Genomic DNA, 24081 nt, shown 5'->3' with positions numbered 1-24081 from the left:
GTTAAAATGTATAATCATGTAAAATGTATAATCATGATTAAATTCTTCCGTCATATTCGTAAATCACTCCTTATGGAAAATAAAACATCCAAATATTTTAAATACGCCATAGGTGAGATTTTTCTAGTGGTTATTGGTATTCTCATTGCTTTGCAGATTAACAATTGGAATGAAAACCGAAAAAGCAACCAGTTTCAAACCAAAATTTTAAAAGAAATTAAAACTTCTATACAACTAGATTTAGAACGAAATCAATCCATATTGGAAGAGCGAATATTACCGAAAAGAAAGGGAATAGAGAACTTGATAAAAAATATGCACAGTAATGAAAAAGCACATGATAGTATTATTAGAAAGAATTTTAATGATGCGAGTACAGGTATACTTTTTACATATGATAAAGGTGCATACGAATCTTTAAAAGCAATAGGTTTAGATAAAATAACTAATGATTCATTAAGAAATAGATTGATACGTTTTTATGAAAATAGGTTGCCACGTGGTAAAGAACTTATTAAAGAATATAACGAAACGTACACTCAAAGGGTGAAATTACGTGAAAAGGTTCTTGAACTTAGTTATGTAAATGGAAAAACTTGGTATGTAAGAGCTCGCTTAAATACAAAGGACTTAAAATCTAATAAAGACTTACTAAAATTACTGGATATTGAAGGTGATATTTATTGGAATAACTATAGAGTAATAGTACCAATTATTAAAGAAGCCGAAGATATCATTTCACTTATTGATAAAACAATATAAAACAATGATTAAATTCTTTAGACATATCCGCAAATCACTTCTAGAACAAAATAAAACGGGTAAGTATTTCAAATACGCCATTGGTGAAATTATCCTCGTTGTTATTGGAATTCTAATAGCATTACAAGTTAGTAATTGGAATAATAACAATCAGCTAAAGAAAATTCAAATAAAATATCTGCAAGAAATTGCAAATAATTTACAAACTGACCTAGGAGATGTTAGGTTTAATATAGAGTTTAATAAGATAAGACTGAAGGCCTGTCAAGTCGTTTTGCAAAGCCTAAATGAGCAAGATGCGTATTCAGACTCGTTAGATGTTTATTACGGAAGTCTGCTATATACCACAAGATCTGTTGTGAATTATAGTGCCTATGAAACTCTAAAATCTCGCGGACTTGAAATTATTTCAAATGATGATTTGCGGCAGACAATTACGAAGCTTTATTCATTTCATTATCAAAATGTCATTGATTTTGAAATCCAAGACGACCATGCATTACAATATCAAATTGTTATGCCAGCTGTGTTAAAGAGAATTTCTGTGAAGAAAGATTTAAGCAAAGACCTCAAAGCAGGTGAGCAGTTAGGCAGACCAATAAATTTTGAAGCCCTTAAAAAAGACGAAGAATTTAAAAATGCGTTAGTGATGAATGAAGATTTGAGAGTATATATGTTAAATAACTACAGAAATTTGGAAGCGAAAGTATTAGAGTGTTTAGACCAAATAAATATAGAATTAATGAATTTAAATGATTAATTTTTTTCGAAAAATACGCTTAAACCTTATGAGTGAAAACAAAACTGGTAAATACATCAAATACGCTATTGGTGAAATTGTTCTGGTTGTTATAGGTATTTTGATTGCCTTGCAAATAAATAATTGGAACGAAAGTCGAAAAAAAATACAACTAGAAATAAGTATCTTAAAGGATATAAAAAGTGACCTTAAAGATAATATTAGTAATTTAACAGAAGGCATTAAGCATACAAAATCCAGCCTATCTAATAATACAAAAATCATAGAATTTTACGAAAACAAAACGCCCTTTAATGACAGTTTGCTGGTTTATTTTTCTAATTTCTCGGGTTATTGGGACCCGGATTTCACCTATGCTGGATTTGAAAACCTTAAAAGTATTGGCGTCAATCTAATATCTAGTACACCATTAAGAAGAGAAATTATCAATCTCATTGAAGTTGAAATGGACATTTTGGATAATTCAGACATGTCAAGTATGAATCAAATTAATACAACATTATTTCTACCACTTGCAAAAAAGTATCTACGTAGAAATATAACACTCAACCAGGAATATTTGCCGTATGTTCCTACTGATTACGAAACCATGATGCAAGATGAAGAATTTTATAATGTTTGTACAGAAATAGGCTACAGGCAGTTAAGGTCATATAAAAGATTTGAAAACTTTAATAAAAAGGCCAATAACCTAATTTCTAAAATAGATCAAGAAATAGAAAAACTCGAAAAATGATTAAATTCTTTCGCCACATACGGCAGTCATTACTAATGGAAAATAAAACCAGTAAATATATTAAGTATGCTATTGGAGAAATTGTTCTGGTTGTCATCGGCATTTTATTGGCACTTCAAATAAATAATTGGAACTCAAAAAGGCTTATGAAATCGAGCAATAAGGTCTTTTTGGAGAAAATTATTAACGATTTAGAAATGAATAAAAATCGTATGAAGATTTTAGCTTTTGAATCTGCTGAACTACCAAAAAATTATATACCATTAGAAAAGGCACTCTCTAACTGTGACTCATTATTTAAATTAACGTATCGAGGTTTGCAAGAATCTGATTTGGAATTTATTTTAAATAACAATCTGGGTGCTGGCGGAGCCTATTTAAATTTACATAATAGTACATATGAGGAATTAATTAATACAGGAAAGCTCTATACTATCGGGTCTGATTCACTAATAAATGCTATTAAAAAATATTATAAACGCTGTGAAAGAGAGGAATTGTACAACAAAGGAAATTCAGAAACTATGCGCGAGGGATTTCGTATTATGCGAGATGGATATTATAAAATGATACTTGACTATAATAAAGACAGTCTAAATTTTAAAATTAATAACTACACTTGGTTTTTTGATAAAAATTCAGAAAAATACCAAAACATACAAATTGGTTTGGCTTTAATTGAAGGTGGTCAACAGGCTAATTTCAAAAAGATGGAACAAATTATTAACTATTCTGATAGCTTAATTTTTGCTATTAATAAAGAATTGAAAGACTAACCATGATTAAAGTTTTCAGAAAAATCCGATTTAAACTTATGGAAACAGGAAAAACAGGTAAGTATTTCAAATACGCTATAGGAGAGATTATACTCGTGGTTATAGGTATTTTAATTGCACTTCAAGTAAATAATTGGAACGAAAAAAGAAAGTTAGATAACTATGAAAAACAACTACTCATTCAGCTTAAAAATGATCTAGAGCGAAATTCTGGAGATTTAAAATTCAATATTAGAATGCAAGAAAATTTGATAGAATCTTCGAATGTAATAGTAAATCATATAAATAAAAAATTGCCATATTCAGATACTCTAAAAGTTCATTTTGCTAATACTGCTGTTTGGACAAAATTTATTGTTAATGCTGGTGCGTATAAAACTATTGAATCTAAAGGATTAGACTTAATATCTGATTTGGAATTGAGAGATTTGATATTTAGAATATATGAAGGCAACCTCAATTGGTTGCGCCAAATGGAACAAACTGCTATTGACCAAATTGAAGATTTTAGAATTAACAAAGCTTCAAATTATTTTAGTGTGTGGTATCCTATTCAAATTACAGATGGAAAATATGTTAGCGGAACAGCACAAGTAGCAGATTATGAAAGCATATTGAATGATAACGCCTACAAGTATTATATTAATGCCATAAAGAATCACACTGAAGTTTTGCATCATATTTCAAAAGGATATTTAGATGATAATTTACAGGGTATAGAGCAGATCAATACTGTTTTAAATTTAGAATCAAATGATTAAATTTTTTCGTGATATCAGAAAATCATTACTCATGGAAAATAAAACATCCAAGTATTTTAAATACGCCATTGGTGAAATTGTCCTTGTCGTTATTGGAATTCTAATAGCGCTTCAAATTAATAACTGGAATGAATTACGCAAAGAACGACTTAAAGAAATAAATTATCTTCAAAACTTAAAATCTGATTTAGAAAGCGAACTTAAGAATAATAAGAAATTTGCAGATTATAGATTCAAAAAAGCTGAAGCTAGTTCTCTATTGTTAAACTCAATGGCGCCAAATTCTATTGAAGCTGTTCAAGATTACACCGATACTTATGAGCTTGTTTTTATATGGAATACGTTTGTTCCTAATAATAATACATTTAAAGAACTATTAAGTTCAGGAAATTTGAGCTTGATAAAAAACGACTCTATAAAAAATGGGTTGTTAGAATTAGAAAAGCTATATGCAGGTATTGAAACGGGAGAACATCATATGAGGAGGGAATATGAGGTGTATTTATATGATACGCATGTTAATAATGTGAGCGCACTTAATTTTTTTGATTTAAAACAACCGGCTTATGGATTACCCAGACGACTAAGTAGCGACGAAATTCCAATACCCAATCACGCGAAACTTATTGAAGATGCACAGTGGCAGCATAACAATGAAATTTTTAATAATGGATTAAGGCTTGCTTTTATGAATAACAGTTTTCTGGCTGGTTTGCATCAAGATTTAGTGCATTTTATTGAAAACCTAATACAATTAATTGATACAGAAATAAATGATTAAGTTTTTTAGAAAAATCAGATACGACCTAATGAATCAAAACAAGACTGCAAAGTACTTTAAATATGCCATTGGCGAAATCATCCTTGTGGTTATTGGTATTTTAATTGCACTTCAAATAAATAACTGGAATCAACGAAGTAAAGAACAAAAACTAGAACAAAACTATGTAGAGTTACTTACGCAAGACTTACAGTCTGATGCTGAGAATCTTACAGATTTGGTAATGGTTTCAAACAAAATTGTGAATTCAAAACACATATTGCTCGACTATTTTGATGGTAAAACGGGAAAACCAGATTCACTATCTATTCACTTTTTGAGGGGCATATTTAGTAGTATCCAAAATTTTGTTCCTAACAAGGGAGCCATAGAAGAAGTGAAAAATGCTGGTGGACTTTCGCTCATCAAAGATGAAATGTTAAGGAGTCAAATACTAAAGCTTTACAATGCCTATGACAGTATGGAAGAAAACACAGGCAAAAATTATGTTGAAAATAGGAATATTATGCGAGATTTAGTTTATGAAAAAACTAATGGCAGATTATTTATTACCCATGAAATCATAGATCAAAATCTACTCAATGACATAATCAAAGATAATGAAATACAAAACAGGCTCGTAAATAACTTTGCCTTAAGTAATAATCAAGAGCTAAAAGAACTACTACAATTAAATATTGAAACAATAGAAATTTGTACTGATTACATACAGCAGTTAAATGATTAAATTCTTCCGTCATATACGCCAATCTCTAGTTATGGAAAATAAAACAGGTAGATATCTTAAATATGCTTTAGGCGAAATTGTTCTTGTTGTTATTGGTATATTGATAGCACTTCAAGTTAACACTTGGTATGAAGCTTCCAAAAAAAATAAGCTTAAACAAGTCTACGTTCAAAATTTAATAAATGATCTCACTAAAGATACCATTCAATTAAATGCTAGACTCAAAGAGAATGAAGAGGGCTTTGTAAAGCATTCAGATTCTTTGTTGGCAGTTATTAAAGAACCAACAACAAAAGCCAAAGATGTTAAAAATATGGCTCAAATTTCGGGGTTAATAGGTTTGAGAACAATGAATACGTATAATACTAATACGCTTAACATTTTAACTTCTACTGGCAATATTGATTTGTTTGAGGATTTTATTATTCAAGAAATTATGGAGCTTAATCGGCTTCAAGCATTTGAGATTGGGGTTTCTAACGGTAATAGAAATTCCTATTTTAGCCTCTATAGTAGTTATAAGGAAAATTATGTTTTGGGTGAGGATATAAATCAAGCACTAGCTGAACAGCTATGGGGAAATGTTGATCCAGTTAAACTTGCACCACATTACATAAACGCCTTATTGGTAAATAACCATGCGATTAATCGTTATCTTGGTTTAACTAAAGAAGTTTTAGCAAAGACAGAGGAGCTTTTAGATATCTTGAATGCTCAAAAAGATAAGCATGATTAAATTCTTTCGTCATATACGCCAATCTCTAATTATGAAAAATCAAACAGGTAAATACATTAAATACGCTATAGGTGAAATTATTCTTGTAGTAATAGGTATTCTGATTGCGCTTCAAATTAATAATTGGAATGAAAACAGAAAAAACACTTTCAAAGAAACACAATTTTTAAAAAATTTTTATTCAGATCTTAAAGCAAATAAAGTAGAGCTTGATCGTGTCATAAAGAAAACTGAATTTACGTCTAAATATGCCGATTCTATATTGCAACATAAAACAGGAGAATTAGATGTATTGAGTTTAAAGAGTTTTGTTAATTGTATGATGAATGCTACAGGGTTTACTGTTTATCAATCGCAAGAAGGTACCATACAAGATATATTAGGCTCTGGTAAATTAGATGTTATAACTAATGATAGTTTACGCTTGGCAATAGGGTCATGGCAAGCGCATTTAAAGAATATTAGAGAATGGGAAACTATAGATAAAAAAACCTTTAATATATATTATGATTACTTACATGAACATGCTAATCTCTATAAAATTGGCGATAAACGTGAACTTCCAATCGATGACCTTCTTAAAAATCAATTCATGAACGATAAAGTATTTCTTAATCGATTAAGAGATCGCGAACGAATTCCAAAAATCCTTAATCGGCTTTATAACAAAGAAATCTTAAGATTAGATATTTTAATGAGTCAAATTGACGCTGAATTAAAAAAATAAGCCTGAAAATCCCATAAACATTATAAATGACAGATAGGTGACATTTAAATGGCGTGTAAAAAACCAAAATAACACTGTAAGTTTGTACCATCAAAATGATACAAAATGAAACATCCATCACTTAAAGAAAATTTACTTTACCAACGTAAGTTAAAAGGCTTAACTCAAGATGAATTGGCCGAAAAAACAACTGTTGGTGTTCGTACCATTCAACGAATTGAGAAAGGCGAAGTACAGCCGCATTTACAGACTGTAAAATTACTTGCAGTAGGATTAGATATTGAAGTTGACGACTTAATTGTTCTAGATAATCCTAAAGAAGAAGCCATACAACGCAAATGGATGTTGCTACTTCATGGTTCACCCTTTTTAGGATTAATAATTCCATTTGCAAGCATTTTATTTCCACTTTTTATTTGGATTCATAAAGCCGAAGATAACAAGGTGTATGATGCTCACGGCAGAGCTGTTGTAAATTTTCATAGCACTATTACTTTGTTGTTTGTTTTATCATTACTGTCATTTTTCATTATTCCAGGGTATAATTTTTTCATTTCTGGAGCAATAGTGCTTTTTGGCATTGTGACAGCTATATATAATATCTCGAGGTCACTACAAACAGGAACTTTTAAGTATCCACTTTCGATACCTTTTTTAAAAACAAAATAGTTTAACCTTTTTTATTTAATTACAATGTTAGGATTATTAGTCATAATAATAGTCTCATGGGTGCTCCTACACTTTATTGAGAAAAAGAATATTAATGTTTTAGGAATTGTTCCAAGCTTTAAAAGGTTAGGTCAATTTGCTCTAGGATTTTTAGTTATTTCAATTATTGTATTGCTAAACATTTTTTTTGAAACTCAAATTTTAAAAGTTGAATGGAAGTTAAGCACAATAGATTATTCATTGATGTTTGAAGCTTTTGGTTATCATGTAAAGTCTGCACTTACCGAAGATTTAGTATTTAGAGGTGCTATACTGTATATTTTAATCCAAAGAATTGGAGCTGTAAAAGCTATCTGGTTATCGGCTATTGTATTTGGCGTGTATCATTGGTTTTCCTATGGTATTATTGAAGGAAGGCTAATTCTTTTGGCGTATGTTCTAGTTATAACGGGTTTTACAGGATATGTATGGGCATATACGTTTTATAAGACAAAATCTATAATGATGGGTTTAGGGTTTCATTTGGGTGTAAACTTAATAAATGCATGTTTTTTCGAGTCACAACCATATGGAGAATTAATTTTCACAGAAGTTTCTAGAATTAATATTTCTGAATGGAATAACTTTTTGTTTCTAATTTTTAAAGGTTTGTTTCCGTCTATTTTCACTTTAATTTTTATAAAACTCTATCTGAAATCAAGCTAAAACTGTAGCATTTACTTATTAATTAAATCACCTATTGAAGTGTGAAAAATGAGTTCTAACGCATTATTGTAATTGTCGCTTTTGTAAGATTGACATAAAACAGATGAAATCTATTTTAAGCCACTTTTTAAGCAATTTAAGCCACTTTTAAGTAATTAACAAATGTTGATAAAAACAAATCAAACCATCAGAAAAGCTTTTTAAAAGCCTCTTTTATTCGTATATTTGTAAGTATTCGGAATGATGCAAAAGCGTCATTTTTTTATTATAAATAACATAAGATTTAAACACATAAATTCATGAGCGAAAAAAAGGAAGAATTTAATAAGCACAATTACTCGGCTGACAGTATTCAGGCTTTAGAAGGTATGGAGCATGTGCGTATGCGTCCATCCATGTATATTGGTGATGTTGGAACTAGAGGTTTACACCATTTAGTTTATGAAGTAGTAGATAACTCTATTGATGAGGCTTTAGCTGGGCATTGTGATAATATTACCGTTACCATAAACGAAGACAACTCGATTACAACAGAAGATGATGGTCGTGGTATTCCTGTAGATTTACATAAAAAAGAAGGTGTTTCAGCTCTTGAAGTTGTAATGACTAAAATTGGAGCAGGTGGTAAGTTTGATAAAGATTCTTATAAAGTTTCTGGTGGATTACACGGTGTTGGTGTTAGTTGTGTAAATGCACTTTCGGAACACTTAAAAGCTACCGTATATCGTAATGGAAAAATTTGGGAGCAAGAATATGAGCGCGGTAAAACACTATATCCAGTAAAAGAAGTTGGAGATACTGATAAAAGAGGAACAACTGTTACCTTTAAACCTGATTCAACCATTTTTACTCAAACTTTAGAATATAGTTATGATACCTTGGCAAGTCGTTTGCGTGAGTTAGCTTATTTAAATAAAGGGATTACAATTCATTTAATTGATAAACGTCATAAAAACGACGATGGTGAATTTGAAGGCGAAACATTCCACTCAAAAGAAGGGTTGAAAGAATTTATTAAGTTTTTAGATGGTAACCGCGAACCATTAATGCAAGATGTAATTGCTTTTGAAGGCGAAAAGAATGGTGTGCCTGTAGAGGTTGCTATGGTTTACAATACTTCTTATGCTGAAAATTTACACTCTTATGTTAATAACATTAATACGCATGAAGGTGGAACACATTTGTCAGGTTTTCGTCGTGGTTTAACACATACCCTTAAAAAATATGCTGATGAATCTGGTATGTTGGATAAATTGAAATTTGATATAGCAGGTGATGATTTTCGTGAAGGTCTTACAGCAATTATATCGGTAAAAGTTCAAGAGCCTCAATTTGAAGGGCAAACAAAAACCAAACTCGGAAATAGGGAAGTTTCAGCTTCTGTTAGTCAGGCAGTGTCTGAAATGTTAACCGATTATCTAGAAGAACATCCTGACGATGCCAAAACCATAGTGCAAAAAGTTATTCTTGCGGCACAAGCGAGACACGCGGCTCAAAAAGCACGTGAAATGGTTCAGCGTAAAACGGTGATGAGTATTGGTGGCTTACCTGGGAAATTGAGTGATTGTTCTGAACAAGATCCAGCAAAATGTGAAGTGTTCTTGGTTGAGGGTGATTCGGCAGGCGGAACAGCCAAAGCAGGTCGTGATAGAAACTTTCAAGCTATTCTACCATTACGTGGAAAAATCTTGAACGTGGAAAAAGCGATGACGCATAAGGTCTTTGAAAACGAAGAAATAAAAAATATATATACAGCTCTTGGAGTTACTATAGGGACTGAAGAAGATAGTAAAGCACTTAACTTATCTAAGCTGCGTTATCATAAAGTGGTTATTATGTGTGATGCCGATATTGATGGTAGTCACATTGCAACACTAATCTTAACTTTCTTCTTTAGGTATATGAGAGAACTTATTGAAGCAGGACACATTTATATTGCAACACCACCTTTATATTTGGTTAAGAAAGGTAGTAAAAAACGCTATGCTTGGTCGGATAAAGAGCGCGATGAAATTGCTGAAGAATTTGGTGGTAGTGTTGGTATTCAACGTTATAAGGGTCTTGGTGAGATGAATGCTATTCAACTTTGGGATACAACCATGGATCCAGACTTTAGAACATTGCGTCAAGTTCAAATTGATAATGGAGGAGAAGCAGATAGAATATTCTCAATGCTAATGGGTGACGAAGTGCCACCACGTAGAGAGTTTATTGAGAAAAATGCTATTTATGCTAACATTGATGCGTAAACTCACAATTTTATTTTGTTTGTTTTCCACTCTTATACATGCGCAATTAGAGGAAGTAGGCGAAGTAGCTGATGATTTAATTATTCTTACAGAACAATATATTTCACCAGCTGCTGAAGCTTCAGTTTATCAGGCATCAGGTGGTTGGTATTCAAACTTTACACCCAAAAATTTGTTTGATGTTGAGGTGTCATTACAATACAACATGTTGTTTGTCCCCAATAAGTATAAAACGTTTTTAGTAAATGAAGCTGAACTACAAAATATAGGTATACAAGGTTCAGCAACTACTGCAGAAATCCCAACAGCTCTAGGTGGCGATGATGTGGTTGTTTTGGAAGGACAAATTGGTGATGAAACGTTTGAATTTGATTCGCCAGAAGGAATTGGTCAAGAAACAGTTAAACACGGTCAAATTCAGGCTACTATAGGTTTGTGGAAACAAACCAATTTTATTGTCAGATACTCACCTAATATCAATATTAATGATACGGACTATAGCTCTTTTGGCATTGGTGTTGCACATCATTTAAATCAGTGGATAAAGCCTTTAAAAGAAAGTACTTATCATTTTGGAATTTTAGCCACATACACCAATTATTCCGTTGAAGATGAATTTAATGAAGCCGATTTGATTTTAGCAACTATAAGCGGAATTAAGGTTGAGGGTGACTCTTTTGGTTTTAATTTGGTAGCTTCAAAATCAGTTAAGCAGTTTGATTTTTCAGCGGCTTTAGGATTTTCTCATACAAAATTTGACTATCAAGTTACAGGTGCTAATGTGGTTGAGAGTTTGGATATATTAGGTTTTTTAAATGAATCTTTAGGCCAAGTGGATAATACTAATACTAATGTTAAGTTCGATATTAATGTAAATTACAGGATTAAAGATTTTTCATTCAACACCATGTTAACGTTTGGAGAATTTGCTAACTTGAATATGGCCGTTAACTATAATATCAACTGATTTTTTTATCTGAATAAGAATATAAAAGCCACTTAAAAAAACTTTTTAAGTGGCTTTTTCGTACATATTATTAAACCTACTTAAATAAATATGATGAAAAAACATGCTTTAATTTTTGTATCTTTTTGTTTAGTTTTTGTTTCTCAAGCCCAAAACAATATTGATGATTTGTTAGCTGCTGGAATTGATGATGCCAAGCGATTTAGTACTGACTATCTTGCACCAGCAAGTGAAGGATTGGCCTATAGTATCAACAATGGATGGTTTAATCACGGTAAAGGTCAGAAACAGTTTGGACTAGAAATAAGTTTAATTGCAAATACATCTTTCATTTCTGATAGTAAAAAATCATTTGAAATGGTTGCAGCTGACTATGAAAACATCCGTTTTTCAGACAATAGCACATCTAAAACAGTGGCATCTTCTCTAGGTCATAATGAACCTGATGTTACAGTGATTATAACATATGATGATCCAATTTTTGGAAATCAAGAAGTAGCGCTTACTTTGCCAACAGGAATAGGTTCAGAAGGTGTTGATATTATCCCTTCGGCTTTTTTACAAGTCGGATTTTCACCTTTTAGAGGAACACAACTTAAAGGACGTTATTTTCCAAGTATTGAAACTGAAGACGTGAAAACAAACTTATATGGTTTAGGTTTACAACAAGATTTTACCACTTGGTTACCCAAAGAGCGATTATTTCCTGTAGCAATTTCTGGGCTAGTAGCTTACACGCACTTAAATGGTAGCTATGATTTTACTGATGAAGGTATTGTTGAAGGCAATAATCAGCAAGTGAAAACTAAAATCAACTCCTTTTTGTTTGAAGTCATTGCTTCCACAAAGTTTAAGGTACTCAATGCTTATGCAGGTTTTGGTTACTTAACAGCAAATTCTGAAACAGATTTGCTAGGAACTTATATTGTAACCGATGGGTTACTTTTTTCAGAAGAAATTAGAGATCCTTTCTCAATAGATGAAAAAGTTTCAGGAGTTCGAACAACCATAGGAGCCAATGTAAAACTTGGTTTTTTTGCAGTAAATTTAGATTATACTATCGCAGAGTTCAATAGTGCCTCACTAGGATTGAATTTTTCATTTTAGTTTTCATTAAATCTTCAAACAATTGTGGTTTAAAAATGTTAAATTTGCTGAAATTTAAATAATTCTTAAACTAAAAAATTACATACATGAAAGTTACAGTAGTTGGAGCAGGAGCAGTGGGAGCCAGTTGCGCAGAATACATTGCTATTAAAGATTTTGCAAGCGAAGTTGTTTTATTAGATATCAAAGAGGGTTTTGCTGAAGGTAAAGCAATGGACTTAATGCAGACGGCTTCATTAAATGGTTTTGACACAAAAATTACGGGAATAACTAATGACTATTCAGTAACGGCTAATAGTGATATTTGTGTAATTACTTCTGGTATTCCAAGAAAACCTGGTATGACTCGTGAAGAGTTGATAGGTATCAATGCTGGAATTGTAAAATCTGTTTCTTCAAGTTTAATAGAGCATTCTCCAAACACCATTATTATTGTGGTTAGTAATCCTATGGATACCATGACATATTTGGTTCATAAAACTACAGGTTTACCAAAGACAAGAATTATTGGAATGGGAGGAGCTTTAGACTCTGCACGTTTCAAATACAGACTAGCTGAAGCATTAGGAGCGCCAATAAGTGATGTAGATGGCATGGTAATTGGAGGTCATAGTGATGTTGGGATGGTTCCTTTAACACGTTTAGCAACTAGAAATAGTGTATTAGTTTCTGAATTTTTATCAGAAGACAGATTAAATCAAGTAAAGGAAGATACTAAAGTAGGTGGCGCAACCCTAACTAAATTATTGGGAACATCAGCTTGGTATGCACCTGGAGCAGCTGTTAGTGGATTGGTTCAAGCTATCGCTTGTGATCAGAAAAAAATGTTTCCGTGTTCAGCTTTATTAGAAGGCGAGTATGGATTAAATGATATTTGTATTGGTGCTCCGGTAATTCTGGGTAAAAACGGTATTGAAAAAATAGTGGAGATTAATTTAACTGATGCTGAAAAAGAACACATGCAAACAAGTGCGGAAGGCGTTAGAAAAACAAATGGTCTTCTTGAACTATAGTATGAATAAAGTAAAAAAGTTGTAATACTAGCACTAAAACAACTTAATTAATAATTAAATTTTAAAAAATAAATCAAATGAAAAAATTACTTTTTGTTTTAGTATGTGTCTTTAGCTTATCAACATTTGCTCAAGAATCAATTTCTGAAGGTGTAGCGAAGTCTAAACAAACCATGTCTAGTGATAATGAACAAATGCAAGCACAATTGGCAATGGTTGGTGAGGTACTGACCACAACATACTTTAAAAATAATAAAACACGTTCGGAAACTTTTAACCTCATGCAAGGTAACACCACTACTATCATGGATGGTGATAGTAAAGAAATGATTATCATGATGGACAACCAAATGGTTGGGAAAAAGTATATGACACAAAGCATGGATCCTAATGATGAAGACATGAAAGATGTTACTATTGAAAAAGGTGACGAAACCAAAACCATTTTAGGATATGAATGTCAAGAATACAACTTGACAGTCTCAAAAGATGGTACAGACATTAAAATGGATATGTTTGTAACAGATAAAATTTCAGCTATATCTAATCAGGCGGCTAAAATGGGTGACAAAGTTCCTGGTTTTCCATTATATATGGAAATGACCATGTCTCAAATGGGAATGAATATTAACATAACTCATGAGGTTACAGAAATTAATAAAGAAACTGTTTCTGATGATAAATTTGACATGACACCTCTTGAAGGTTATGAAAAAACTGACAAATTGATGGGCATGTAGTCGTTAAACTACTGTTAAACCTATTAAATAGACATTATATATAAAGACTGTAGAAATACAGTCTTTATTTTTTATATTTGGCGCATGAATGTGAAACCACATATCTATATTTTTATCCTTATACTAACCTTTTTAGGTGTTGCTAGCCAACAGCAAGAAAGTGTTGTAAATCAGGAATTGGTTTTACATTTTGCAGATGTCAAAATTACTTCACAAGAAGCTCAAAATACTATTTCAACTGTCAAGGATGAGCTTGAACTATTGGGTATTGATAATATTCAGGTCAAAAGTGAAAATCAAGGCAAACTTATTATTACCTATTATAGTAACCTTGACGTTGCTAGTTTAAAGAGAATATTATCTGAAAAGAAGCATCTCAAACTTCAATACCCACAAGATAATCAACAGGTGCCTTCAGGTAATAATCAAATTGGGTATGATTTTGATATTTATGAGATTAATAATTTACATGACCTAGATTCTGGTTTTGATAACTGTATTCTTGTAGAAAAGTCGCAAAACGAACGATATATAGATCCTAATACTTTTCTGACTGCTACAATAATGAATGTCAGAAAAGATAATACCTTAAAAGAAACACTTCACATTTGGAAGTATATTGAAACATCAATTAGTAATCTTTCATATGCTTTCCCAGAGGTTCGGGCTGGTCCTTTTGCCTAAAGGAATTCTTAACACTAAATAAAAGTTCCATTATATTTTCAAATCTTAATAATGTAATCATTTAATTGGTTGTTACAATTTAAGATAGCTTGCATCAGTTAAGTGCAAAGCTTTTAAATCATTTTTATCATTAAAAATTAATTGTCAAATTATGTAGTAAATTCTATATTTGCTCGGTTTTAAAAAATTTGACCACTAAAATATACAACAATGCAAAATAAAGGATTAGTAAAGCTGTTTGCAGTTTTGTTTGGATTGGTAAGTATTTATCAATTATCATTTACATTTAAAGCAAATAGTATTGAAGAAACTGCTCAAGTAGTTTCAAATGGCGATGAGGTAAAAGAGCGCCAATATTTAGATTCTTTGGCCAACGAAGAAGTTTTTGATCTAGGTGTCGCTAACTACACGTACAACGAGGTTAAGGAAAATGCCATGAACCTAGGTTTAGACCTAAAAGGTGGTGTGAGTGTTATTCTTCAAGTTTCAGTCAAAGATATCTTGAAAGGTCTTGCAAATTATAGTAAAGACCCTGTTTTTAATAAAGCATTAGATGATGCTTCAGAATTACAAAAAAATAGTCAAAATGATTTTGTTGAAGACTTTTTCATTGCTTTTGATGCAATTAAAGGTGATACAAAGTTAGCTTCTCCTGACATTTTCTATACAAGAGCACTTGATGGTGAAATAGAAGGATCAATGACAGATGATGAAGTCAAGCCTATAATTAGAAGAAAGATAGATGAGTCAATTGTATCAGCTTTTGAAGTATTACGTAAGCGTATTGATGAATTTGGGGTTACTTCACCTAGTATTCAGCGTTTGGGTAGTTCTGGGCGTATTTTGGTTGAATTACCAGGTGTAAAAGATAAAGAACGTGCTCTAAAATTATTGCAAAGTACGGCACAATTAGAGTTTTGGGATGTTTACAAGCGCGACTTATTTGGACAGTTTTTAGTTGAAGCTAATAATTTATTGAAAGACTTAGAGACTCCAGAAGAAGAAACTTCGGCAGAAGAAATTGATCAGCAAGAAGCTGAAGATACTGCGGAAGATGATGCGATTGCAGATTTATTAGGATCCGATCCTGATTCTACTGCAGTTGAAACGGTTAATCCATTACGTGATTTATTATTTCAATCTCCAAATCCAGCTGTTTTGGCAGTTGTAAATATAAAAGATAAGGATAAGGTTACAGAATACTTAAACATGCCGCAAGTAAGAGCATTATTGCCAGCTGAACAGCGTAGTGTGAAATTTGTATTTGGAAAACCAGCTAAAGATAGCGAGGTTGTTGATTTGTATGCTTTAATTGGTAATAGAGATAATGTACCGCCTTTAAGTGGTGCAGTAGTTACGGATGCTAGACAGGAGTATGATGCTGTTGGGAACCCAACTGTGTCTATGCAAATGAATGCAAAAGGAGCAAAAATCTGGGAAGAAATGACTGGTCGTGCTTTTACACAAGGAACTCAAATTGCCATTGCTTTAGATAATGTGGTATATTCGGCACCAGGTGTAACAACAGGGCCAATTTCTGGTGGTAATTCTTCAATTTCTGGAAATTTCACACTTAATGAAGCAACCGATTTAGCTAATGTTTTACGTGCAGGTAAGTTACCTGCTTCGGCTGATATAATTCAAGGTGAAGTAGTTGGGCCTTCATTAGGTCAAGAAGCTATAGATAGCGGTAAAATGTCATTCTTAATAGCATTAGGACTGGTATTAGTTTGGATGTTCTTGTATTATGGAAAAGCTGGATTGTTTGCTGATATCGCTATGTTATTCAATATTGTGTTGATATTTGGTGTGCTTTCTGGATTAGGCGCTGTGTTAACCTTACCTGGAATTGCTGGTATTGTATTAACAATAGGTATGTCAGTTGATGCCAACGTGCTTATCTTTGAGCGTATTCGAGAAGAATTGGCAAAAGGTAAGGGTATGAAAGAATCCATTGCTGATGGATTTAGTAATGCATTATCATCTATTTTAGATGCCAACATTACAACTGGTTTAACAGCGTTAATATTATTCATTTTTGGTACAGGACCAATTAAAGGTTTTGCAACGACGTTATTAATTGGTATTGGTACGTCATTATTTACGGCAATCTTTATCACACGTTTATTAGTAGATTGGTATGCCGAAAGAGGCGGCACGTTAGACTTCAGTACGGCTATTACTAAAAATCTATTCAGAAACATCAATATCAATTTTCTTAAGAAAAGAAAAGCAGCCTATGTAATTTCAGGTGTTTTAATTCTTTTAAGTTTAGGATCATTATTTACTAATGGTTTAGATCAGGGCGTTGATTTTGTTGGAGGTCGTACCTATCAGGTGCGTTTTGCTCAAGATGTAAGTGCTAACGAAATTTCATCTGCTTTGTCTGATGCCTTTGGAAGTGCTGAAGCAAAAACATTTGGTAGTGCTAATCAATTAAAGATCACGACAAAATACAAAGTGAATGAAACTGATAATGCGGTTGATGAAGAAATAAGAAATGCCTTGTATAATGAATTGCAACCTTATTTTGAAGGGGTTTCTTATGAGGAATTTATAAGTGATGACCAAGATAAGACTGTTGGATTAATGAAATATTACAAGGTGAGTCCAACCATTGCCGATGATATTAAACAAGCATCTTTCTGGGCAATTTTAGGTTCATTAATTGTTGTATTCCTATATATCTTATTCCGTTTTAAAAGATGGCAATTCTCTTTAGGTGCAGTTGCTGCTGTGTTCCATGATGTATTAATTGTATTAGGTGTATTCTCCTTGACTTATAAATACATGCCTTTTAGTATGGAAATAGACCAAGCATTTATTGCAGCAATATTAACTGTAATTGGTTACTCTTTAAATGATACTGTGGTTGTGTTTGATAGAATTCGTGAATTCTTTAATGAACACACTTCCTGGCCTTTCAATAAAGTGATTAATTCATCATTGAGTAGTACCTTGAGTAGAACATTGAATACCTCTTTAACAACTTTAGTTGTGTTACTAGCCATATTTATTTTTGGTGGTGATTCTATCAGAGGATTTATGTTTGCATTAATAGTTGGTGTAATAGTAGGTACATATTCGTCTATGTTTATTGCAACACCTTTAATGTATGACTCTGTTAAAAAAGGAGATGCTACAGATGCTTTAAAAAACAAAGTAAAAGAAGAAGATTTGGAAGAGGCAAAAGCTTAATTCAGTCTTTAATAAATATCTAAAAAGCCTTTTTGATAATTTCAAAAAGGCTTTTTATTTTAATAGCAAGTTGTAATAAAATTAAAATTTAGTATAGCTTATTTTATCACCAACCTGTAGTTGCCATTTTTGTACTAAACCAGCATTAACCTCCAAAACATATTTTGCTGGAGCATTAGAGGGTAAGGAGTTTTCGTCTAAAGGACTGGCATTTTCTTGAAAACTAACAATAGTCTGTTGCTCATCCAAATAAATGATGTCTAGCGAAAACCGTGTGTTTTTCATATAAAAAGATCGTGGTCGTGAATCTGGGAAAACGAATAACATACCATGGTCATCTTTCATAGATTCTCGATACATAAGTCCTGTTTGAGTTTCAAATTCATTATCGGCAATTTCTATATCAATCTTTTTGATTATAGAATCATTTGAAGCTTTTAATAACTTCAACTCTCCTTCTTTTTTAAAAGTGACTTTCTTTTGTTTTACATGTTTTGTTTCTTCTTTACAAGATGTAGCGGGAAATAAAATTATAGATCCAACAGACAAACAAATCACTCTTAAATAGCGTTTAATCATAACTGTTTATGCAGATGTTTTAGGTTTGTAAACAAACATAAAGTATAAACCAATAAGTATAAATGGAATGCTCAACATTTGTCCTGTATTTAATCCAAGCATTGTAATATATTCTTCACCTTGAGGTTCTTTAACAAACTCAACAAAGAAGCGAATAGTCCATAGTAGTAATAGGAATAACCCAAATAAGAAACCAGCTTGATCAGACTTTTTAGTTTTATTGTAAACGTACCATAAGATTAAAAACACAAAAATATAACAAAAGGATTCATACAATTGTGCTGGGTGTCTGTAAGGCACTGCTTCTAGTAAATGCTGAAATTGCGGATTGTCAGTCACAGCTGCATAGGCTTCCTTGTAGTCAGCGATACCAGTTTCAGCTACTATTTGACGTTTGCTATAATAATCTTGTATAAATCGAACACCTAAAGACGAATCTGTAATTTTTCCAATAATTTCTGAATTGATGAAATTACCTATTCTAATAAAAATGGCACCAGACGCTACTGAAATAACAACACGGTCTAAAATCCACATCAAAGATTTGTATTTGTATTTTCTTCTGTACAGGTACATGCCAATAATTATACCTATTGCAGCGCCATGACTTGCTAAACCTTGAAAACCAGTAAATTCAAATCCATTCTTAAAGCTGAAAGGCAGAAAAATACTGAAAAAATCTTCTGATATTAATTCTGACTGATAAAAAAGCACATGACCTAAACGAGCACCTAGCATAGTGGCTAAAACCGTATAAATAAAAAGTGGATCAAGATATTCTAAACTTACTTTTTCTTTAGTGAATATGCGTTTCATGATATACCACCCAATGAGGAAGGCTACTATCCACATCATACTATAAAAATGTAGTTTGAAATTACCAGCAATATCAAATCCTGTTATAGGGTTCCAGTCAAATTTTAGTGAATGCATAGGTTCTTAATTAAAGTAGTAAATATATACAATTGAAAATGGATATAAAAGGAACGAAATATAATGAAAGGTTAATTTTTGTCGAGCTTATCAGGCACCGGATCATATCCCGAACCACCCCAGGGATGGCAACTAAATATCCTTCTTAAGGCAAGTTTGCCACCATGCCAAAACCCATGTTTTTCTAATGCCTCTTTAGCATAATGTGAACAAGTTGGTTGAAACCTACATGTAGCAGGTGTTAATGGCGATACCAAAACTTGATACAGTTTTATTAAAAGCAAAAAAGGTGCGATTAGAATTTTTTTCATAATCAATTGAAACTTTCATTAAGAAAGAATGTAGTTCAGTCTTAATTAGTCGAAAAAGTAGTGCCTTCTCTGCTATCATTTAGTTGAATGCCAGCTTCAGCCAATTCATCTCTAATTTTATCTGAAAGAGCAAAATCTTTATTGGCGCGGGCTTCTTGTCTTAATTGAATTAAAATTTCAACAGCTCCAGAGAGTTTTTCTGAACTTGTTTCGGATTTTGAAACATTTTCAAGACCCAAAATATCAAAAACAAAACTAGTCATGGTTTTCTTTAAGACAATTAAATCATTTTTTGTAATTGTAGCCGAGCCATCCTTTATTTGGTTGATATATTTTACGCCTTCAAATAAATTAGCAATTACTATTGGTGTATTGAAGTCATCATTCATGGCATCATAACATTTTTGTTGCCACGCGTTGATATCAAAACTAGAGTCATTACCAGCTTTAAGTGAATCTAGTAAATTAATAGCGTCTATCAATCTGAAAAAACCTTTTTCACTGGCAAGCAAGCCATCATTTGTAAAATCCAAAATACTTCTGTAATGTGCCTGAAGCATAAAAAAACGAGCCACACTCGGTGAATATGCTTTGGTGATATGTGGATTATCTCCAGAAAATATTTCATTTGGTAAAATGAAATTCCCAGTGGATTTAGCCATTTTTTTACCGTTCATTATCAGCATATTAGCATGCATCCAATAATTAACAGGAGCATGATTATTGGTTGCTTCAGCTTGTGCAATTTCACATTCGTGATGAGGAAATTTTAAATCCATACCACCACCGTGAATGTCAAATTGTTCTCCAAGATATTTGGTGCTCATAGCTGTACATTCTAAATGCCATCCTGGAAAACCATCGCTCCATGGCGACGGCCACCTCATAATGTGTTGAGGTTCGGCTTTTTTCCATAATGCAAAATCTTGAGGGTTCTTTTTATCACTCTGACCATCTAAAGCACGCGTATTATGAATAAGGTCTTCTACCTTACGTTTGCTTAGAATACCGTAAGGTTTTGATTCGTTATATTTTAAAACATCAAAATAAACCGATCCGTTTACTTCGTAAGCAAAACCATTGTTTATGATTTCTTTGATAATTTCAATTTGCTCAATGATATGACCAGTTGCTGTTGGTTCAATACTAGGAGGCAAGAAATTAAATTTGTTCAGTATATTATGAAAATCTACTGTGTAGCGTTGCACAACTTCCATAGGTTCAATTTCCTCTAATCGTGCTTTTTTTGCTATACGATCTTCACCTACGTCAGCATCATTTTCAAGATGCCCAGCATCAGTAATATTTCTTACGTAGCGTACTTTGTAACCCAAATGCTTTAAATATCTGAAAATCATATCAAAAGACATAAAGGTTCTAACATTTCCCAAATGAACATTGCTATATACAGTTGGTCCACATACATACATACCTACATAGCCCTCATTTAAGGGTTTAAATAGTTCTTTTTCACCACTTAATGTATTATAAATCTTTATTTGCTGCTGGTCAAATAATTTCATTGGGATTATTTAAAGTTTAATTAAAATGAAGTGTCAAGCTTTATGTAGTCAAGGAATTCTCGGCGAATGGCCTTTTTCTTAAATTTCCCTCCAAATTCTGAAGTTACAGTACTACTTTCAGTATCTCTAATACCTCGTGAATTAACGCACAAATGTTTGGCGTCAATAACACATGCCACATCTTCAGTGTTTAGAACTTCTTGGAGTTCTTTCACTATTTGAATGGTGAGTCTTTCTTGAACTTGAGGACGTTTTGCGTAATAATCCACAATACGGTTCATTTTAGATAGACCTACAACGGTGCCATTGGAAATATAAGCAACATGGGCTTTCCCAACAATAGGTAAAAGATGATGTTCGCAAGTGGAGTAAACAGTAATGTTTTTCTCGACCAACATTTCACCATATTTATATTTATTTTCAAAGGTTGATGCGCTTGGTTTTTTAGAAGGATCCAACCCACCAAAAAGTTCCTTAACAAACATTTTTGCAACTCTATTTGGTGTGCCTTTTAAACTATCGTCAGTCAGGTCTAGACCCAATGTTTCCATAATATGCCTGACATCATCTTTGATGATATCAATCTTTTCATCCTGATTTAATTCAAAGGCATCTTTGCGCATGGGCGTACTTGAAGAAGTGCCAATGTGGTCATTCCCCAAAGCATCAAAATCTTCTATATCGTTATTAAATTTCATGTAATAGAAATAAATAGGTTTTAATCTGCAAAGATAAGCAATTCCATTTTTTTCAAATACCTTATTAACAAACAATTAATTTCAACGATTAATTAGGGGTTTTTTTCTGTTTTTTTCTTATTTTCACACATTAATTATTCCCAATTATATTGAGTTGCCTACATCAGATACCTTTTATTATGAAAAAAATTACAATTTTTATAATTTTATTTTTAGTTATATCATTTACTCAAGCGCAAGTATGTCAGCCTAGTGTACCCTCAAGTGGTCAAGGTAGTCATGAACTAACTATAACGTCTAGTGATGCAGATTTTACTGTATGTCCTACAGAATGTGTTAGTTTAACGGCTAACTTTTTAGAAGTTGGTCAAACAAATTCTTATGCAGTTAGAGCTATGCCTTTTAACCCATCGGTTAGTTTTGGTGATACGTTTGCAGATGCCGATGTTAATGCTGATGATGAGTGGAGCCCATTAGTTGATTTAGAGTTTGATTTTGGATTTTATGGTGAATGTGACAATCAAGCAAGGTTATCTACCAATGCGGCGATAAGTTTTGATCCCACGCTGTTTACCAATGAAGGCCATTTTTGGACTCCAAATGCTCCTATACCTAGTAATACAGATCCAGCTTTACAGGATGGTAATATTTTTGGGCCAGTTCATGATATTTTTCCTGGAAGAATTGGAGTAGACCCGAACACATATTGGATTAAGCATGGCGTAAAAGGCGTAGCACCTTTTAGAGTCTTTACATTTACTTTTTTCAATGCACCACAATTTGGTGGTGGGTGTAACCCAGATCCAGATCCAGATGATGTTCCTTATATACCAATGAGATCATCACTTATGATGATGCTATACGAGGCAACCAATGTTGTTGAGATGTATGTGTATTATAAGCCTACTTGTCCAAATTGGGCTGGCGGAAGAGCTGCTTTAGGTATTCAGAATACAGCAGGAGATCAAGGAATAGCTGCGCCTGGTAGAAATACAGGAGTGTATGCCATTGGTAATCCAAATTTTACTGGTGGTGAAGCTTGGCAGTTTTATCCTAATGGAACACCAACTTATACACTTACTTGGTATGATAGTTCCGGAGCAGTTGTGGGATCTAGTAATACATTAAATGTTTGCCCAACAGCTACAGAAACGTATACAGCAGAATTAACTTATTCAAACCCTGGATGCGGTGGAGATAAAACAGTTACACGTTGTGTAACCATTACAGTAGATGACCCCCCAGCTGACCCTTCATTTACAACTACAGATACCTGCGATGGTGCTACAACAACCATTACTGGTGATGGTGGTGGAATATTTGCATTTAGTCCAGATCCAGGAGATGGTGCAGTAATTGATCCAGCTTCTGGAACGGTTACAGGTGGTACACCAGGTTCTACTTATACAATTATTTACATAGTTGACAATGTTTGTGGCACACCCTTTTCGTCAACACAAACAGCTACAGTCTTAACGGCAGCCGATGCGAGCTTCACAATGACAGCGACTTGTGATGGTGGAACAGCGACGATAACGGGTGATGCAGGCGGAACATTTACTTTTAACCCAGATCCAGGAGATGGTGCAGTAATTGATCCAGCATCAGGAACGGTAACAGGTGGTACATCAGGGTCAACCTACACAATCAATTACGAAATAGCAGGTACTTGTGGCGATGATACAGATCAAACAGTTACAGTTTTAACGGCAGCAGATCCGAGCTTCACAATGACAGCGACTTGTGATGGCGGAACAGCGACCATAACGGGTGATTCGGGTGGAACATTTACTTTTAACCCAGATCCAGGAGATGGTTCAGTAATTGATCCAGCATCAGGAACGGTAACAGGTGGTACATCAGGGTCAACCTACACAATCAATTACGAAATAGCAGGTGCTTGTGGCGATGATACAGATCAAACAGTTACAGTTTTAAC

At 32.9% G+C, this 24081-nt stretch carries 23 protein-coding genes and 1 pseudogene; 19 read left to right on the top strand and 5 right to left on the bottom strand.

What is annotated here, in order from left to right; translation table 11 throughout:
• The first annotated feature begins 33 nt into the window (after nucleotides 1-33).
• From HGK31_RS13385 to secDF, 18 genes are all read left to right on the top strand, one after another.
• Nucleotides 34-762 carry a DUF6090 family protein gene (locus HGK31_RS13385; RefSeq protein ID WP_191860698.1) on the top strand — a complete coding sequence of 243 codons (729 nt, stop codon included), beginning with the start codon at nucleotides 34-36 and terminating at the stop codon, nucleotides 760-762.
• A gap of 4 nt (nucleotides 763-766) precedes the next feature.
• The gene (locus HGK31_RS13380; protein ID WP_191860696.1) at nucleotides 767-1522 is read left to right on the top strand and encodes a DUF6090 family protein; all 756 of its coding nucleotides are present in this window, start codon (nucleotides 767-769) and stop codon (nucleotides 1520-1522) included.
• 28 nt (nucleotides 1523-1550) lie between these two features.
• Nucleotides 1551-2258, top strand: a complete 708-nt coding sequence (locus HGK31_RS13375; protein ID WP_162920003.1) for a DUF6090 family protein — start codon at nucleotides 1551-1553, stop codon at nucleotides 2256-2258.
• Nucleotides 2255-3034, top strand: coding sequence for a DUF6090 family protein (locus HGK31_RS13370; RefSeq protein WP_191860784.1), 780 nt, complete (start codon nucleotides 2255-2257; stop codon nucleotides 3032-3034). The genes HGK31_RS13375 and HGK31_RS13370 overlap by 4 nt, the downstream gene beginning before the upstream one ends.
• A gap of 2 nt (nucleotides 3035-3036) precedes the next feature.
• Nucleotides 3037-3795, top strand: a complete 759-nt coding sequence (locus HGK31_RS13365; protein ID WP_191860694.1) for a DUF6090 family protein — start codon at nucleotides 3037-3039, stop codon at nucleotides 3793-3795.
• Entirely contained in the window at nucleotides 3788-4576 is a 789-nt protein-coding gene (locus tag HGK31_RS13360) for a DUF6090 family protein (RefSeq protein ID WP_191860782.1), read from the top strand. The genes HGK31_RS13365 and HGK31_RS13360 overlap by 8 nt, the downstream gene beginning before the upstream one ends.
• 28 nt (nucleotides 4577-4604) lie before the next feature.
• Nucleotides 4605-5303: a DUF6090 family protein gene (locus HGK31_RS13355; RefSeq protein WP_191860692.1), complete on the top strand. Its 699-nt coding sequence runs from the start codon at nucleotides 4605-4607 to the stop codon at nucleotides 5301-5303.
• 31 nt (nucleotides 5304-5334) lie between these two features.
• Nucleotides 5335-6039 carry a DUF6090 family protein gene (locus HGK31_RS13350; protein ID WP_191860690.1) on the top strand — a complete coding sequence of 235 codons (705 nt, stop codon included), beginning with the start codon at nucleotides 5335-5337 and terminating at the stop codon, nucleotides 6037-6039.
• Nucleotides 6040-6070: 31 nt separating this feature from the next.
• A complete protein-coding gene (locus HGK31_RS13345; RefSeq protein WP_191860780.1) occupies nucleotides 6071-6766 on the top strand; it encodes a DUF6090 family protein in 696 nt (231 codons plus the stop codon).
• A gap of 105 nt (nucleotides 6767-6871) precedes the next feature.
• Nucleotides 6872-7435: a helix-turn-helix domain-containing protein gene (locus tag HGK31_RS13340; protein ID WP_191860688.1), complete on the top strand. Its 564-nt coding sequence runs from the start codon at nucleotides 6872-6874 to the stop codon at nucleotides 7433-7435.
• A gap of 24 nt (nucleotides 7436-7459) precedes the next feature.
• Nucleotides 7460-8140 carry a CPBP family intramembrane glutamic endopeptidase gene (locus HGK31_RS13335; RefSeq protein ID WP_191860686.1) on the top strand — a complete coding sequence of 227 codons (681 nt, stop codon included), beginning with the start codon at nucleotides 7460-7462 and terminating at the stop codon, nucleotides 8138-8140.
• A 299-nt stretch (nucleotides 8141-8439) separates the two neighbouring features.
• A complete protein-coding gene (gyrB, locus tag HGK31_RS13330; RefSeq protein WP_191860684.1) occupies nucleotides 8440-10389 on the top strand; it encodes a DNA topoisomerase (ATP-hydrolyzing) subunit B in 1950 nt (649 codons plus the stop codon).
• 19 nt (nucleotides 10390-10408) lie between these two features.
• A complete protein-coding gene (locus tag HGK31_RS13325; RefSeq protein ID WP_191860682.1) occupies nucleotides 10409-11356 on the top strand; it encodes a DUF6588 family protein in 948 nt (315 codons plus the stop codon).
• 90 nt (nucleotides 11357-11446) lie between these two features.
• Nucleotides 11447-12463 (top strand): DUF6588 family protein, encoded by a 1017-nt coding sequence (locus HGK31_RS13320; RefSeq protein ID WP_317169746.1) that lies wholly within the window; start codon nucleotides 11447-11449, stop codon nucleotides 12461-12463.
• Between the two features lie 86 nt (nucleotides 12464-12549).
• A complete protein-coding gene (mdh, locus tag HGK31_RS13315) occupies nucleotides 12550-13476 on the top strand; it encodes a malate dehydrogenase (RefSeq protein WP_191860680.1) in 927 nt (308 codons plus the stop codon).
• A 77-nt stretch (nucleotides 13477-13553) separates the two neighbouring features.
• Entirely contained in the window at nucleotides 13554-14216 is a 663-nt protein-coding gene (locus tag HGK31_RS13310) for a hypothetical protein (protein ID WP_191860677.1), read from the top strand.
• An 84-nt stretch (nucleotides 14217-14300) separates the two neighbouring features.
• On the top strand, nucleotides 14301-14900 hold the full coding sequence (locus HGK31_RS13305) for a hypothetical protein (protein ID WP_191860675.1): 600 nt from the start codon (nucleotides 14301-14303) through the stop codon (nucleotides 14898-14900).
• Between the two features lie 210 nt (nucleotides 14901-15110).
• Nucleotides 15111-18098: a protein translocase subunit SecDF gene (secDF, locus tag HGK31_RS13300; protein WP_191860674.1), complete on the top strand. Its 2988-nt coding sequence runs from the start codon at nucleotides 15111-15113 to the stop codon at nucleotides 18096-18098.
• 81 nt (nucleotides 18099-18179) lie between these two features.
• Here secDF and HGK31_RS13295 read toward each other — a convergent pair whose 3' ends face one another.
• From HGK31_RS13295 to folE, 5 genes are all read right to left on the bottom strand, one after another.
• Complete coding sequence (locus tag HGK31_RS13295) at nucleotides 18180-18677, bottom strand: DUF192 domain-containing protein (RefSeq protein WP_191860672.1); 498 nt, start codon at nucleotides 18675-18677, stop codon at nucleotides 18180-18182.
• Nucleotides 18678-18683: 6 nt separating this feature from the next.
• Nucleotides 18684-19610: a prolipoprotein diacylglyceryl transferase gene (lgt, locus tag HGK31_RS13290; RefSeq protein WP_191860670.1), complete on the bottom strand. Its 927-nt coding sequence runs from the start codon at nucleotides 19608-19610 to the stop codon at nucleotides 18684-18686.
• A gap of 71 nt (nucleotides 19611-19681) precedes the next feature.
• Nucleotides 19682-19921, bottom strand: a complete 240-nt coding sequence (gene yidD, locus HGK31_RS13285; protein WP_104736427.1) for a membrane protein insertion efficiency factor YidD — start codon at nucleotides 19919-19921, stop codon at nucleotides 19682-19684.
• A gap of 41 nt (nucleotides 19922-19962) precedes the next feature.
• Nucleotides 19963-21444: a cysteine--tRNA ligase gene (gene cysS, locus HGK31_RS13280; protein WP_191860668.1), complete on the bottom strand. Its 1482-nt coding sequence runs from the start codon at nucleotides 21442-21444 to the stop codon at nucleotides 19963-19965.
• Nucleotides 21445-21464: 20 nt separating this feature from the next.
• Nucleotides 21465-22142: a GTP cyclohydrolase I FolE gene (folE, locus tag HGK31_RS13275; RefSeq protein ID WP_191860666.1), complete on the bottom strand. Its 678-nt coding sequence runs from the start codon at nucleotides 22140-22142 to the stop codon at nucleotides 21465-21467.
• A gap of 179 nt (nucleotides 22143-22321) precedes the next feature.
• On the opposite strand from folE, the pseudogene HGK31_RS13270 reads away from it, so the two are divergent.
• A pseudogene (locus HGK31_RS13270) lies at nucleotides 22322-24081 on the top strand (hypothetical protein); the annotation flags it as partial.

Source organism: Hanstruepera ponticola (assembly GCF_012931685.1).
In the GTDB taxonomy this organism is placed as follows: Bacteria; Bacteroidota; Bacteroidia; order Flavobacteriales; family Flavobacteriaceae; genus Hanstruepera; species Hanstruepera ponticola.
Note: the sequence above shows the minus strand (reverse complement) of the source record. Positions and strands in the feature narration are given on the sequence as shown.

Coding starts and splice junctions, on each gene's coding strand:
- HGK31_RS13355 (WP_191860692.1), top strand. CDS start 4,605: ATGAATCAAAACAAGACTGCAAAGTACTTTAAATATGCCATTGGCGAA.
- mdh (WP_191860680.1), top strand. CDS start 12,550: ATGAAAGTTACAGTAGTTGGAGCAGGAGCAGTGGGAGCCAGTTGCGCA.
- secDF (WP_191860674.1), top strand. CDS start 15,111: ATGCAAAATAAAGGATTAGTAAAGCTGTTTGCAGTTTTGTTTGGATTG.
- HGK31_RS13385 (WP_191860698.1), top strand. CDS start 34: ATGATTAAATTCTTCCGTCATATTCGTAAATCACTCCTTATGGAAAAT.
- gyrB (WP_191860684.1), top strand. CDS start 8,440: ATGAGCGAAAAAAAGGAAGAATTTAATAAGCACAATTACTCGGCTGAC.
- HGK31_RS13350 (WP_191860690.1), top strand. CDS start 5,335: ATGGAAAATAAAACAGGTAGATATCTTAAATATGCTTTAGGCGAAATT.
- HGK31_RS13375 (WP_162920003.1), top strand. CDS start 1,551: ATGAGTGAAAACAAAACTGGTAAATACATCAAATACGCTATTGGTGAA.
- HGK31_RS13335 (WP_191860686.1), top strand. CDS start 7,460: ATGTTAGGATTATTAGTCATAATAATAGTCTCATGGGTGCTCCTACAC.
- HGK31_RS13320 (WP_317169746.1), top strand. CDS start 11,447: ATGATGAAAAAACATGCTTTAATTTTTGTATCTTTTTGTTTAGTTTTT.
- HGK31_RS13360 (WP_191860782.1), top strand. CDS start 3,788: ATGATTAAATTTTTTCGTGATATCAGAAAATCATTACTCATGGAAAAT.
- HGK31_RS13295 (WP_191860672.1), bottom strand. CDS start 18,677: ATGATTAAACGCTATTTAAGAGTGATTTGTTTGTCTGTTGGATCTATA.
- HGK31_RS13310 (WP_191860677.1), top strand. CDS start 13,554: ATGAAAAAATTACTTTTTGTTTTAGTATGTGTCTTTAGCTTATCAACA.
- yidD (WP_104736427.1), bottom strand. CDS start 19,921: ATGAAAAAAATTCTAATCGCACCTTTTTTGCTTTTAATAAAACTGTAT.
- HGK31_RS13305 (WP_191860675.1), top strand. CDS start 14,301: ATGAATGTGAAACCACATATCTATATTTTTATCCTTATACTAACCTTT.
- HGK31_RS13345 (WP_191860780.1), top strand. CDS start 6,071: ATGAAAAATCAAACAGGTAAATACATTAAATACGCTATAGGTGAAATT.
- lgt (WP_191860670.1), bottom strand. CDS start 19,610: ATGCATTCACTAAAATTTGACTGGAACCCTATAACAGGATTTGATATT.
- HGK31_RS13340 (WP_191860688.1), top strand. CDS start 6,872: ATGAAACATCCATCACTTAAAGAAAATTTACTTTACCAACGTAAGTTA.
- cysS (WP_191860668.1), bottom strand. CDS start 21,444: ATGAAATTATTTGACCAGCAGCAAATAAAGATTTATAATACATTAAGT.
- folE (WP_191860666.1), bottom strand. CDS start 22,142: ATGAAATTTAATAACGATATAGAAGATTTTGATGCTTTGGGGAATGAC.
- HGK31_RS13370 (WP_191860784.1), top strand. CDS start 2,255: ATGATTAAATTCTTTCGCCACATACGGCAGTCATTACTAATGGAAAAT.
- HGK31_RS13365 (WP_191860694.1), top strand. CDS start 3,037: ATGATTAAAGTTTTCAGAAAAATCCGATTTAAACTTATGGAAACAGGA.
- HGK31_RS13380 (WP_191860696.1), top strand. CDS start 767: ATGATTAAATTCTTTAGACATATCCGCAAATCACTTCTAGAACAAAAT.